The sequence below is a fragment of the Streptomyces sp. NPDC057654 genome (assembly GCF_042800135.1).
GTDB lineage: Bacteria > Actinomycetota > Actinomycetes > Streptomycetales > Streptomycetaceae > Streptomyces.
The window spans coordinates 2210-13874 of sequence record NZ_JBHVHQ010000132.1; the positions used below are offsets into that span (position 1 = coordinate 2210).

Annotated in this window: 14 protein-coding genes and 5 tRNA genes; 17 read left to right on the forward strand and 2 right to left on the reverse strand. The window is 69.5% G+C overall.

The window, feature by feature from the left end; genetic code table 11:
• Nucleotides 1–503: 503 nt before the first annotated feature.
• The 3 genes from ACFU99_RS13350 (at nt 504) to gltX (ending at nt 3159) form a co-directional block, all read left to right on the forward strand.
• Nucleotides 504–683 carry a hypothetical protein gene (locus ACFU99_RS13350; RefSeq protein ID WP_384390248.1) on the forward strand — a complete coding sequence of 60 codons (180 nt, stop codon included), beginning with the start codon at nt 504–506 and terminating at the stop codon, nt 681–683.
• Between the two features lie 198 nt (nt 684–881).
• Nucleotides 882–1682, forward strand: a complete 801-nt coding sequence (locus ACFU99_RS13355) for a fumarylacetoacetate hydrolase family protein (RefSeq protein ID WP_384390251.1) — start codon at nt 882–884, stop codon at nt 1680–1682.
• Nucleotides 1675–3159: a glutamate--tRNA ligase gene (gltX, locus tag ACFU99_RS13360; RefSeq protein ID WP_384390254.1), complete on the forward strand. Its 1485-nt coding sequence runs from the start codon at nt 1675–1677 to the stop codon at nt 3157–3159. The genes ACFU99_RS13355 and gltX overlap by 8 nt, the downstream gene beginning before the upstream one ends.
• A gap of 76 nt (nt 3160–3235) precedes the next feature.
• Here the strand turns inward: gltX and ACFU99_RS13365 are convergent, their stop codons facing one another.
• Complete coding sequence (locus ACFU99_RS13365) at nt 3236–3562, reverse strand: DUF6247 family protein (RefSeq protein WP_384390257.1); 327 nt, start codon at nt 3560–3562, stop codon at nt 3236–3238.
• 256 nt (nt 3563–3818) lie between these two features.
• Here ACFU99_RS13365 and ACFU99_RS13370 point away from each other — a divergent pair, with 256 nt between their 5' ends.
• From ACFU99_RS13370 to ACFU99_RS13415, 10 genes are all read left to right on the forward strand, one after another.
• Entirely contained in the window at nt 3819–4016 is a 198-nt protein-coding gene (locus ACFU99_RS13370; RefSeq protein WP_384390260.1) for a DUF397 domain-containing protein, read from the forward strand.
• A 50-nt stretch (nt 4017–4066) separates the two neighbouring features.
• On the forward strand, nt 4067–4264 hold the full coding sequence (locus ACFU99_RS13375; protein WP_384390263.1) for a DUF397 domain-containing protein: 198 nt from the start codon (nt 4067–4069) through the stop codon (nt 4262–4264).
• A 40-nt stretch (nt 4265–4304) separates the two neighbouring features.
• Nucleotides 4305–5045 (forward strand): HAD family hydrolase, encoded by a 741-nt coding sequence (locus ACFU99_RS13380; RefSeq protein WP_384390266.1) that lies wholly within the window; start codon nt 4305–4307, stop codon nt 5043–5045.
• 86 nt (nt 5046–5131) lie between these two features.
• Nucleotides 5132–5203: transfer RNA gene (locus tag ACFU99_RS13385), tRNA-Gln, on the forward strand.
• Between the two features lie 43 nt (nt 5204–5246).
• A tRNA-Glu gene (locus ACFU99_RS13390) sits at nt 5247–5319 on the forward strand.
• A gap of 63 nt (nt 5320–5382) precedes the next feature.
• Nucleotides 5383–5455: transfer RNA gene (locus tag ACFU99_RS13395), tRNA-Glu, on the forward strand.
• Between the two features lie 13 nt (nt 5456–5468).
• Nucleotides 5469–5540 (forward strand) — tRNA-Gln (locus ACFU99_RS13400).
• A gap of 53 nt (nt 5541–5593) precedes the next feature.
• Nucleotides 5594–5666: transfer RNA gene (locus tag ACFU99_RS13405), tRNA-Glu, on the forward strand.
• A gap of 85 nt (nt 5667–5751) precedes the next feature.
• Entirely contained in the window at nt 5752–6645 is an 894-nt protein-coding gene (locus ACFU99_RS13410) for an MEDS domain-containing protein (protein ID WP_384390269.1), read from the forward strand.
• A complete protein-coding gene (locus ACFU99_RS13415) occupies nt 6638–7603 on the forward strand; it encodes an anti-sigma factor RsbA family regulatory protein (protein ID WP_384390272.1) in 966 nt (321 codons plus the stop codon). The genes ACFU99_RS13410 and ACFU99_RS13415 overlap by 8 nt, the downstream gene beginning before the upstream one ends.
• Before the next feature lie 106 nt (nt 7604–7709).
• Here the strand turns inward: ACFU99_RS13415 and ndgR are convergent, their stop codons facing one another.
• Nucleotides 7710–8426: an IclR family transcriptional regulator NdgR gene (gene ndgR, locus ACFU99_RS13420; RefSeq protein WP_384390275.1), complete on the reverse strand. Its 717-nt coding sequence runs from the start codon at nt 8424–8426 to the stop codon at nt 7710–7712.
• Between the two features lie 127 nt (nt 8427–8553).
• On the opposite strand from ndgR, the gene leuC reads away from it, so the two are divergent.
• The 4 genes from leuC to ACFU99_RS13440 all read left to right on the forward strand — a co-directional run.
• Nucleotides 8554–9978: a 3-isopropylmalate dehydratase large subunit gene (leuC, locus tag ACFU99_RS13425; RefSeq protein ID WP_384390278.1), complete on the forward strand. Its 1425-nt coding sequence runs from the start codon at nt 8554–8556 to the stop codon at nt 9976–9978.
• A 5-nt stretch (nt 9979–9983) separates the two neighbouring features.
• The gene (gene leuD, locus ACFU99_RS13430; protein ID WP_384390281.1) at nt 9984–10577 is read left to right on the forward strand and encodes a 3-isopropylmalate dehydratase small subunit; all 594 of its coding nucleotides are present in this window, start codon (nt 9984–9986) and stop codon (nt 10575–10577) included.
• A gap of 136 nt (nt 10578–10713) precedes the next feature.
• The gene (locus ACFU99_RS13435) at nt 10714–10959 is read left to right on the forward strand and encodes a hypothetical protein (protein ID WP_363134078.1); all 246 of its coding nucleotides are present in this window, start codon (nt 10714–10716) and stop codon (nt 10957–10959) included.
• Between the two features lie 125 nt (nt 10960–11084).
• Nucleotides 11085–11665, forward strand: a 581-nt coding sequence (locus ACFU99_RS13440) for an HU family DNA-binding protein (RefSeq protein WP_384390285.1), incomplete at its 3' end; no start/stop codon positions are given.

Sequence of the window (11665 nt, forward strand, 5' to 3'; positions counted from 1 at the left end):
CGGTGTCGAGTCGTGGGGGACCGCGCGGCCCCCCATGGCGGTCGTGAGTTCCGGCGCGCCACCCCTCATTCCGACCGCCGCTTCGGCGCTTTTCTCTCGCGCCCATCGCGCGCCGGATGATTCGTACGGCGGTCCGTGGAATTCCAGCACAGTGCAGGATCTCCAACAAGAGCAGCAGTCGTGCAGACGATGTGAGTAACGCTATGTGCGGTGCATGTCACCAGGTGTGCAAAGTCGCGTCCGCGATTTCGGACTTATGGGGATGAGTCGCTCGCGTGTGACGGCTGTCCCGGTAGCGGCGATCGAGAGCGGAACGTCTGGTTCGGTGGTGCAATGTCCGTTTCGCGGGGGTGAGGGTGGGGCCCCATATGCACCTTTTGTCATAGAGCTCGTGAGGAAACTCACATGCTTGTCGTGACTTTCCTCGCGGATCAGTGGGGATAGGGGTGCCTAGCCTTGACGTTTACACAGGCAACGGAAACGACAACCGCGAGGCGGCCCGAGTGAAGAAGACGATGATGTTCCGGAACATAGCCAACCCGCGCCGCACGACCCTCGCGCACCTCAAGGACGCCGAGGAACTGCTGACGCCGGCGCCGGAAGCACCGGAGCACTCCGTCGAACTGCCCACGCAGACGGCCAACCCGCGCCGCACGACGCTGGCGAACGCGCCCAAGGACTAAAAGGGCTGACCGACTAGCTGACCGACTAAAGGGCCGACCGATCGGGCCGAGAACGTCCGCCGCAAAGCCGACACCTCCCCTATCGCCACGAAGCGGCCGGAGCCCCACCGCACCCCGCGTTAGCCTGGAGCGTCAGTCTCCGGCCGACGGACGGCCGGCGGATTCCGAGCAGTGAAAGTGAAGGGGTAGCGGCTTCCCGTGCGCATCGCCAGGTTCTCCATCGACGGCAACGTCGCCTTCGGCGTCGTAGAAGGAGATGTCGAAGAAGCCAGGGCAGGGACCGCCGACGGCGGCCCGGTCCTCGACATCATCAAGGGACACCCCTTCGCCGAGTTCGAACGCTCCGGCCAGAAGGTCCCGCTCAGCAAGGTCCGGCTGCTGCCGCCCGTGCTCCCCAACAAGGTCGTAGCGGTCGGCCGCAACTACGCCGAGCACGCGGCCGAGCTGGGCAACGCCGTCCCCGACGCGCCGTTCGCCTTCTTCAAGCCGTCCACCTCGGTGATCGGCCCCGGCGACCCCATCGCGTACCCCTCCTTCTCCGAAGAGGTGCACCACGAGGCCGAGCTGGCCGTGGTCATCGGGCGGATGTGCCGCGAGGTGCCGCGGGAGCGCGTCAAGGACGTCATCCTCGGCTACACCTGCGCCAACGACATCACCGCGCGCGACGTCCAGAAGCGCGAGAAGCAGTGGGCGCGGGCCAAGGGCTTCGACACGTCCTGCCCGCTGGGCCCGTGGGTGGAGACCGAACTGGATCCGTCGGACCTCGGGATCATGTGCACCGTCAACGGCGAACAGCGCCAGCTGGGCCGCACGGGCGAGATGATCCACTCCATCGAGGACCTGATCGTCAACATCACCGAGGCGATGACGCTGCTCCCCGGCGACGTCGTCCTCACCGGCACCCCGGCGGGTGTCGGACCCCTCAGCGTCGGCGACGAGGTCGCCGTCACCATCGAAGGCATCGGCACTCTCACCAATAAGGTGATCAAGCGTGGTTAGCGCAACCCCCTCTTCCGTGCGTGTTCGTTTCTGTCCCTCGCCGACCGGCAACCCCCACGTGGGCCTGGTCCGCACCGCCCTCTTCAACTGGGCGTTCGCGCGTCACCACCAGGGCACCCTGGTCTTCCGCATCGAGGACACCGACGCGGCCCGCGACTCCGAGGAGTCGTACGAGCAGCTGCTCGGCGCGATGCGCTGGCTGGGCTTCGACTGGGACGAGGGCCCCGAGGTCGGCGGCCCGCACGAGCCGTACCGGCAGTCGCAGCGGATGGACATCTACCGCGACGTCGCCCAGAAGCTCAAGGAAGCCGGCCACGCGTACGACTGCTACTGCACGACGGAGGAGCTGGACGCGCGGCGCGAGGCGGCGCGCGCGGCGGGCAAGCCGTCAGGCTACGACGGCACGTGCCGCGACCTGAGCGCCGAGCAGGTCGAGACGTACCGGGCCGAAGGCCGGACGCCGATCGTCCGCTTCCGCATGCCGGACGAAACGATCACGTTCACGGACCTGGTGCGCGGAGAGCTGACGTTCACCCCGGAGAACGTGCCGGACTACGGGATCGTACGAGCCAACGGCGCACCGCTGTACACGCTGGTCAACCCGGTCGACGACGCGCTGATGGAGATCACGCACGTACTGCGCGGCGAGGACCTGCTGTCCTCGACGCCGCGCCAGATCGCGCTGTACAAGGTGCTGACGGAACTGGGCATCGCGAAGGCGACGCCGGAGTTCGGGCACCTCCCGTACGTCATGGGCGAGGGCAACAAGAAGCTCTCCAAGCGCGACCCGCAGGCGTCCCTGAACCTCTACCGCGAGCGCGGCTTCCTGCCGGAGGGGCTGCTGAACTACCTCTCGCTGCTCGGCTGGTCCTTCTCCGCCGACCAGGACGTCTTCTCGGTCGAGGAGATGGTGGCGAAGTTCGAGATCGAGGACGTCAACGCCAATCCGGCGCGCTTCGACCTGAAGAAGGCCGAGGCGATCAACGCCGACCACATCCGGCAGCTGGACCCGGCGGCCTTCGCGGCGGCCTGCGCGCCGTGGCTGGAGGCCCCGCACGCCAACTGGGCGCCCGAGGACTTCGACCAGGCCGCCTGGGAGGCGATCGCGCCGTACGCGCAGACGCGCGTCACGGTCCTCTCCGACATCACCGCCAACGTCGACTTCCTCTTCCGGCAGACCCCGGTCGAGGACGAGGCGTCCTGGAACAAGGCGATGAAGGACGGCTCCGACGCACTCCTCCGCACGGCCCGCGCCAAGCTGGCGGACGCGGACTGGAGCAGCGCGGAGGCCCTGAAGGAAGCCGTCCTCGCCGCCGGCGAAGAGCACGGCCTCAAACTCGGCAAGGCCCAGGCCCCGGTCCGCGTAGCGGTCACCGGCCGCACCGTAGGCCTCCCCCTCTTCGAGTCCCTCCAGATCCTCGGCCGCGACCGCACGCTCCCGCGCATCGACGCGGCGCTGGCGAAGCTGACGGCCTGACCTGCCGCACGCCACGCAGGGCCCGGAAGTCATATCGGCTTCTGGGCCCTGCGTGCGGTCAGAGGGGAGTACGCACTCACCGACACCGGCCCGTGCCGATGGGGTTGTTGTCGGCGTCGTAGGCGTTGCCCTCCGCGTCCCGGAAGACCATGCCGTCGGTGTCCCCCTCCGCCATGCGCTTGATCGTCTGTTCCACCTCGTCCAGGTACCCCGGAGTCGCGCAGGCGCAGGCGAAGGGAAACCACTTGTCCACGACATCGTCCAGCGCGGCCTGATCGAAGTCAGCCGCCGCACTGAGCCATTCCTGCTCGAACCCCTGCAACCAGTCGGGCCGCCGCTGAAGAGCCGTACGGATCGCTTCCGGCGTTCTCTCGCAGGAGCCCGGGTCGACTTCGTGGGTCATGATCGGCGACCTCCGGCGGATCTGGGGCAGGGGGACAGGGGCGCCCACGGTAGAGGTACGCGACTCCAGACCGCACCGGGACGCGCGGCGTTACGAGCACGAGCGTTCCGCGACCGCCCCTGCCCGGCAACCTCCCGTCCTGCGCAGCGGGAACACTGTCGATGGACCCTCGACCGGATGGAGCCGTGCGCGCTTCCCTTGGGAAAGAGCCGCGACTTCATGCATCGCGTAGCCAAGGATCTCTGAAGGAGCGAGAGTGAACGCGTATGTCTGGCAGAAGTCCTCGTACAGCACTGAGGGGGCCAACTGCGTCAATGTCGCGGCTGCCCCGGACGGCACGATCCGCCTGCGGGAGAGCGATGCCCCCGATGCGGTTCTGTCCATAGCTTCGGGCGCGCTGCGAGAGTTCTTCGCCGTGATCAAGAGCGATCGGCTGGGCGGCCTGCCCCGGTAGCCGGGAACGGCCGGCAGCGGCCGTATAGCGGACCAGCTAAGGGGAGCGAGATGGACAGTTCTGCCTGGCAGAAGTCCTCCTACAGCAACCAGGGCGCCAACTGCGTCAATGTCACCGCTGCCCCGGACGGCACCGTCCGCCTCCGGGAGGGCGACGCCCCCGACGCGGTCCTTTCCATGGCTCCCGGCGCGCTGCGAGGGCTCCTCGCCGCGATCAAGAGCGACCGGCTGGGCGGCCTGTCCCAGTAGTCGGCCGCGAAGCGGGCGCGCCCCCGGTAGCGTCGTTGGTATGCCGATTCGTGCCGTCCTCTGGGACATCGACGACACCATTTTCGACTACGCCACGGCCGACCGCACCGGCGTGCTGGAGCACCTGCGGGCCGAGGGGCTGCTGGACGCGGGCGGGCCCGGGGCGGAGGCCGTGGTGATGGGGCGGTGGCGGGAGGTTACCGAGGTTCATTGGGCGCGGTTCGAGGCGAAGGAAGTGGATTTTCAGGGGCAGCGCAGAGGGCGGGTGCGGGAGTTTTTGGGGGAGGGGGCCAGTGATGCCGAGGCGGATGCGTGGTTCGCGCGTTATCTGAGGCATTACGAGGCCGCGTGGGCGCTGTTCCCGGACGCGGTTCCGGCGCTCGACGGGCTCACCCCCGGATATCGGCATGGGGTGCTGTCGAATTCCAGCAACCGAAATCAGGACCGCAAACTGCGCGTGCTCGGGGTGCGCGACCGGTTCGAGGTGCTGGTCTGCGCCGACGACCTGGGCGTCAGTAAACCGGAGGCCGGTGCGTTCCACGCGGCGTGCGAGGCGCTCGCGCTGGAGCCCGGCGAGGTCGCGTACGTAGGGGACAGGATCGACATCGATGCGTGCGGGGCCAGGGACGCAGGGCTCACCGGGATCTGGCTGGATCGGGGCGGAGTCTCCGGGGAGCTGCCGGCCGGGGTGACCGGCGTGCGTCGTATCACCGGTCTCGATCAGCTCCCCGCCCTGCTGCGGGGCGATACCCGTTTTGGAGCGCCGTCGCCGATCGGGTAATGTTCTTCCTGCGCCGCCCGAGCGGGCCGAGAGGCCGGAGCGGAAAGCGCAAGCCAAGCAAGGCCCTTCAGGGGGTTGTGTTTTGGTGGGCTATGGTGTAATTGGCAGCACGACGGTTTCTGGTTCCGTTAGTCTAGGTTCGAGTCCTGGTAGCCCAGCAAGAGATCATTATTATCGGATCTCTTGTATTCAGCAGTGCGAGCCCCCGTTGTGTAGCGGCCTAGCACGCCGCCCTCTCAAGGCGGTAGCGCCGGTTCGAATCCGGTCGGGGGTACAGATCCTTTCTCTCCGTCACCTTCGGGTCGCTCCCGGATGCGACGACGCAAGGATCGCTAGGGCCCCCGTTGTGTAGCGGCCTAGCACGCCGCCCTCTCAAGGCGGTAGCGCCGGTTCGAATCCGGTCGGGGGTACTGGTCTATACCATGGGCTATGGTGTAATTGGCAGCACGAGGGTTTCTGGTTCCCTTAGTCTAGGTTCGAGTCCTGGTAGCCCAGCTTCAGACCGCCGAAAGGTATCTGAAAACACGCGGACGCGAGTCCGCACGCTAGCCCCCGTTGTGTAGCGGCCTAGCACGCCGCCCTCTCAAGGCGGTAGCGCCGGTTCGAATCCGGTCGGGGGTACGCATCCAAGAGGCCCTCCGCGTGAGTGGAGGGCTTTTTCATGTGCACCTTCCCCTGCACGTGTGCCGGGATCGATAATCCGTGCATGGCCCAAGCCAACGGTGTGCGCCGCAGGGTCCCGGTCGGGAAGCTGCGCCCCGGCGATCACGCCTGCCTGCTCTTCGCCTCCGAGGAGGAGCGGGTATCCGTCCTGCGGGACTTTCTGACCGGCGGGCTGCGGGATGCCCACAAGATTCTCTATCTGGCCGGCCGCGACGGCCCTTACAGCGCCCGCGAACTGATGGGGCGTCACCAAATCGCCGATGCCGCGACGGGCGCCCGCGGTCAGGTCGAGATCGTCAGCTCCGCCCAACTCTGCCCGGACGACGGGCAGTTGGACACCGAGCTGATGCGCTCCCGGCTCCATGCCGCCTGTGACCGCGCCCGCTCGCAGGGTTACCGCACCCTGCGCATCGCGGGCGACCCCGGCGGCGCGCCCCACGACGCGTACGACCCCGGCCGGCTGCTGCGCTACGAGGCGCTGCTGGCCGAGGAGTTCAGGACGAAGGACACGCTCACCGTGTGCCAGTACGATCTGCGCCGCTGCGACGACGAGGCGGCCGACGCCGTCGAGTCCGCCCACCCCTGGAGCGTGGAAGTGGACCCCCTCGTACAGACCGCCGAGCTGGTCGTCGTCCGTACGTACCGCCCACCGGGACTGCGCATCGAAGGCATCGTGGACGCCGCCGCGCACCGGCACATGCGGGAGGCCCTCCAGACGGTCGCCGCCGTGCGGGGCGACGTCCGGCTGGACATGGCGCGGGTGGAGTTCCTCGACCTCGGCGGGCTGCGGCTGCTGATGGCCTTCGCCCGTGCCCGCGCCGCCCGCCACTACAGCGTGGAGCTGACGGGGCTGCTGCCGCACCTGCTCCAGGTCATCACCCTCATCGGCTGGGACCGCACCCCCGGCCTGCGACTGGCGGCCACCACCCATGCCTAGCGACCCTGCCATCGACGGATTCATCCACCACGCCTGCCTCTACGGCTCGGACGACGAATTCCTGGCGATGGCCGTGCCGTTCGCCGAGCTGGGCCTCGCGGCGGGGGAGCCGGTGCTGGCCGCGACCACCGCCGCCAACATCGCCGCGCTGCGCGCCGCGCTCGGCGGCCGGGCGTACGCGCTCGACACCGCCGAGACCGCCTTCTTCGGCCGCCGCCCCGTGGAACGGGTCTCCGCCTTCCTCCGCTACCACGCGCGCCGCGCGGTGCCGGGCCGCCGGATGCGCATGATCGCCGAGCCCGTGTGGAGCGGGAGGTCCGCGCACCAGGTCGCCGAGTGGCAGCGGATGGAGGCCGGGCTCAACGTGCTGCTGGCCGAGCTGCCGGTGTGGATGATCTGCCCGTACGACACCCGTGCCGTGCCGGAGCGGGTGGCGACGGCCGCCCGGGCCACCCACCCGGGGCTGATGGACGGCGCGCGGCTGCTGCCGTGCGCCGAGTACGCCGCGCCGGGGGAGTACGCGGTGGCCGTCGCGCCCGATCTGCCGCCCCCGCCGGCCGGTGCGCCGGGGGTCGGGCCGACCGCCGACGCCCCCGCCGTACGCCGCTTCGCCCGCGAACGCGCCGCCGCTGCCGGGCTCTCCGGCCCCCGCCTCGCGCTCGCCGAACTCGCCGTCCACGAGGCCGCGGGTTATCTGCTCGCCGCTCCGGGCGCCCGCGTCTCGGCCCGGATATGGACGGAACCGGGCGCCCTGGCCTGCGAACTGCTCCGGCATGCCCCGGACAGCGCCCCGCCGCCGGTCTTCGCGGGCTTCCATCCGCCCGGCGCCGCCCCGGACGCCGCGGACGGCCTCTGGCTCGCGCGCAGCCTCAGCGAATACATGGAGATCCGCGGGGACGGGCCCTGGACCCGCGTCACCCTGCATATCGCGGGGCCTCGGGACGCCGAGCGCCTGTGACGAGAGGAGGTCGCGGCGTCTCATAGGGGCGCGTGTACGTACCTGGTCCGCGGCGCGGCCCCGGCCCGTACGAGCGGCAAGGCGCCCTCCGCGGCCGGCCGTCAGGTCAGCCCGTGCGCCGCAGCGCCTCGCTGAGCCGGCCCGCCGCGTCGATGACGGCCTGGGCGTGCATGCGGCCGGGGTGGCGGGTCAGGCGCTCGATGGGGCCGGATACGGAGACGGCGGCGACGACGCGGTTGGAGGGGCCGCGCACCGGCGCGGAGACGGAGGCGACACCCGGCTCGCGCTCGCCGATGGACTGGGCCCAGCCCCGGCGGCGTACGCCCGAGAGCGCGGTGGCCGTGAAGCGCGCGCCCTGGAGCCCGCGGTGCAGCCGCTCCGGCTCCTCCCAGGCCATGAGGACCTGGGCCGCGGAACCCGCCTTCATCGGCAGCGTGGAGCCGACCGGCACCGTGTCCCGCAGTCCGGACAGCCGTTCCGCCGCCGCCACGCAGATCCGCATCTCGCCCTGCCGGCGGTAGAGCTGGGCGCTCTCGCCCGTCACGTCCCGCAGGTGGGTGAGGACCGGGCCGGCCGTCGCGAGCAGCCGGTCCTCGCCCGCCGCCGCGGCGAGCTCGCTCAGCCGCGGGCCGAGGATGAACCGGCCCTGCATGTCCCTGGCCACCATCCGGTGGTGTTCGAGGGCCACCGCGAGGCGGTGCGCCGTGGGGCGCGCGAGCCCGGTCGACGCGACCAGTCCGGCAAGGGTGGCCGGCCCCGACTCCAGCGCGCTCAATACCAGAGCCGCCTTGTCGAGAACGCCGACGCCGCTAGAGTTGTCCATGAAACGATACTCGCGTCTCACACTGTGAAACGCAAGTTCAATTTTCTCCGAGAAGCGCGAACCTGGTCGACAGCACCCCGCAGACATACGAGTTGGGTCGGCGGCGACGCCGGCCGGAGGGACAGCGATGGGACGGACACTGGCGGAGAAGGTATGGGACGACCATGTCGTCACGCGCGCCGAGGGCGAGCCCGACCTCCTCTTCATCGATCTCCACCTGCTGCACGAGGTGACCAGCCCGCAGGCCTTCGACGGCCTGCGCAAGGCCGGTCGCGCGGTCCGCCGCACGGACCTCACCATCGCGACGGAGGACCACAACACCCCCACGCTCGACATCGACAAGCCGATCGCGGACCCCGTCTCGCGCGTCCAGTTGGAGACGCTGCGCAAGAACTGCGCGGACTTCGGCGTCCGGCTGCACCCGCTCGGCGACGTCGAGCAGGGCGTCGTCCACGTGGTGGGCCCCCAGCTCGGCCTCACCCAGCCCGGCACCACCGTGGTCTGCGGCGACAGCCACACCTCCACGCACGGCGCGTTCGGCGCGCTGGCCTTCGGCATCGGCACCAGCCAGGTCGAGCATGTGCTGGCCACCCAGACACTGCCGCTGGCCCCCTTCAGGACCATGGCGGTCACGGTCGAGGGCGAGCTGGCCGACGACGTCACCGCCAAGGACCTGATCCTCGCCGTCATCGCCCGCATCGGCACGGGCGGCGGCCAGGGGTACGTCATCGAGTACCGCGGCCCGGCCATCGAGAAGCTCTCGATGGAGTCCCGGATGACCATCTGCAACATGTCGATCGAGGCCGGCGCCCGGGCCGGCATGATCGCCCCGGACGCGACCACCTTCGACTACCTGAAGGGCCGCGCGCACGCCCCGCAGGGCGCCGACTGGGACGCGGCGGTCGAGTACTGGAAGACGCTGCGCACCGACGAGGACGCGGTCTTCGACCACGAGGTGGTCATCGACGCCGCCGCGCTCGCGCCGTTCGTCACCTGGGGGACCAACCCCGGGCAGGGCGCGCCGCTGTCCGCCAGCGTCCCCGACCCCGCTTCGTACGAGGACGCTTCGGAGCGGTTCGCCGCCGAAAAGGCCCTGGAGTACATGGGTTTGACGGCGGGTCAGGCACTGCGCGACATCACCGTGGACACTGTCTTCGTAGGTTCATGCACCAACGGCCGGATCGAGGACCTGCGCTCCGCGGCCGCCGTCCTGGACGGCCGCCGCGTCGCCGACGGCGTCCGGATGCTGGTCGTGCCGGGCTCCGTACGGGTCTCGCTCCAGGCCGTGGCGGAGGGGCTGGACAAGGTGTTCACCGCCGCCGGGGCCGAATGGCGGCACGCCGGATGCTCGATGTGCCTGGGCATGAACCCGGACCAGCTCGCCCCCGGCGAGCGCTCCGCGTCCACCTCCAACCGCAACTTCGAGGGCAGGCAGGGCAAGGGCGGACGCACCCATCTGGTCTCCCCGCCGGTCGCCGCCGCCACCGCCGTGCTCGGCCATCTGGCCTCGCCCGCCGACCTGTCCGACGTCCCGACTCTCGTGGAGGCCTGAGCGCCATGGAAGCTTTCACCACGCACACCGGGCGGGCCGTCCCGCTGCGCCGCAGCAACGTGGACACCGACCAGATCATCCCCGCGCACTGGCTGAAGAAGGTCACCCGCGACGGCTTCGAGGACGGGCTCTTCGAGGCGTGGCGCAAGGACCCGGAGTTCGTGCTCAACCGTCCGGAGCGCGCGGGCGCCTCGGTGCTGCTGGCCGGACCCGACTTCGGCACCGGCTCCTCCCGCGAGCACGCCGTCTGGGCGCTCCAGAACTACGGCTTCCGGGCCGTCGTCTCCTCCCGCTTCGCCGACATCTTCCGCGGCAACTCGCTGAAGAACGGTCTGCTGACCGTCGTGCTCCCGCAGGACACGGTGGAGATGCTGTGGAAACTCACCGAGACGGACCCCGCCACGGAGGTCACCGTGGACCTCGTCGCACGCCAGGTGCGGGCCGAGGGCATCACGGCTGATTTTGCGCTTGACGAGAACGCGCGTTGGAGGCTGCTGGAGGGGCTGGACGACATCGACCTGACCCTGCGGCAAGGCGACGAAATCGCGGCGTACGAAGGGAAGCGGCCCTCTTTCAAGCCCTCCACGACCGTCCTCTGAGGCCCTTGCCGGGACCCTGATTTCCGCTGTCCACCCGGCGTTTGACATGATGCGCCCCCTGTCTTCGGACAGGGGGCGCATCGGCTTGTTGAGGCCCCGTGAAGCGACAACTCGCCTCAGATGGCACAATCGGTGCATGGAACGCGACAGCCAACTCAAGCTCTATGGGCTCGTTGCCGACCAACTGAAGGAAGCGCACACAAGGGTGCGCACACTGCAAGTCCCGGAGGGCGTACGGATGGCGCTGTCCCGGAAGCTGCTGGCCATCACGGCCGCGGCGAAGCACGATCTCTCAGGCGCGGCAAAGCGTCTGGACCGGTTGATGAACGACCTCGACGAGGGCCGTTTCCCCCCAGAACGCGACACCGACGGAACTCGATGATGGTCGAGTTCGTTGCGGCACAAGGGTGATTAGACCGTTTCGTGTTTGATTTGCGGTATATATCTGCCTAACGTGCGAAAAGGCTGGAACGCATTCGTTCCAGCAATGTCTCCGAAGGGGAAGACGTGAACAAGGCGCAGCTCGTTGAAGCGATTGCCGACAAGGTAGGCGGCCGTCAGCAGGCCGCAGACGCTGTCGACGCGGTACTCGACGCGATCGTCCGTGCAGTTGTCTCCGGCGACCGGGTCTCGGTCACCGGTTTCGGCTCGTTCGAGAAGGTCGACCGCCCGGCCCGGTACGCCCGCAACCCGCAGACGGGTGAGCGGGTGCGGGTCAAGAAGACCTCCGTGCCCCGCTTCCGCGCGGGCCAGGGCTTCAAGGACCTGGTGAGCGGCTCGAAGAAGCTCCCGAAGAACGACGTGGCCGTCAAGAAGGCCCCCAAGGGCAGCCTCTCGGGCGGATCTTCCACCCGTACGACCGCCAAGGCCGCGGCCAAGAAGGCCACCGCCAAGAAGGCGACGGCGAAGAAGACCACCGCGAAGAAGACCACCGCGACGGCCGCGAAGAAGACCACGGCGACCGCGAAGAAGGCGGCGACCAAGGCCACCGCGAAGAAGGCGGCGCCCGCCAAGAAGGCCACGGCCACGGCCACCAAGGCCGCCGCCAAGAAGGCCACGCCGGCGAAGAAGGCGGCGACGGTCAAGAA

Excerpts from the sequence above, each read along its gene's own strand:
- ACFU99_RS13365 (WP_384390257.1), bottom strand. The coding sequence starts at position 3,562 with ATGACCCACGAAGTCGACCCGGGCTCCTGCGAGAGAACGCCGGAAGCG.
- ACFU99_RS13375 (WP_384390263.1), top strand. The coding sequence starts at position 4,067 with ATGGACAGTTCTGCCTGGCAGAAGTCCTCCTACAGCAACCAGGGCGCC.
- ACFU99_RS13380 (WP_384390266.1), top strand. The coding sequence starts at position 4,305 with ATGCCGATTCGTGCCGTCCTCTGGGACATCGACGACACCATTTTCGAC.
- ACFU99_RS13410 (WP_384390269.1), top strand. The coding sequence starts at position 5,752 with ATGGCCCAAGCCAACGGTGTGCGCCGCAGGGTCCCGGTCGGGAAGCTG.
- ACFU99_RS13415 (WP_384390272.1), top strand. The coding sequence starts at position 6,638 with ATGCCTAGCGACCCTGCCATCGACGGATTCATCCACCACGCCTGCCTC.
- ndgR (WP_384390275.1), bottom strand. The coding sequence starts at position 8,426 with ATGGACAACTCTAGCGGCGTCGGCGTTCTCGACAAGGCGGCTCTGGTA.
- leuC (WP_384390278.1), top strand. The coding sequence starts at position 8,554 with ATGGGACGGACACTGGCGGAGAAGGTATGGGACGACCATGTCGTCACG.
- leuD (WP_384390281.1), top strand. The coding sequence starts at position 9,984 with ATGGAAGCTTTCACCACGCACACCGGGCGGGCCGTCCCGCTGCGCCGC.
- ACFU99_RS13435 (WP_363134078.1), top strand. The coding sequence starts at position 10,714 with ATGGAACGCGACAGCCAACTCAAGCTCTATGGGCTCGTTGCCGACCAA.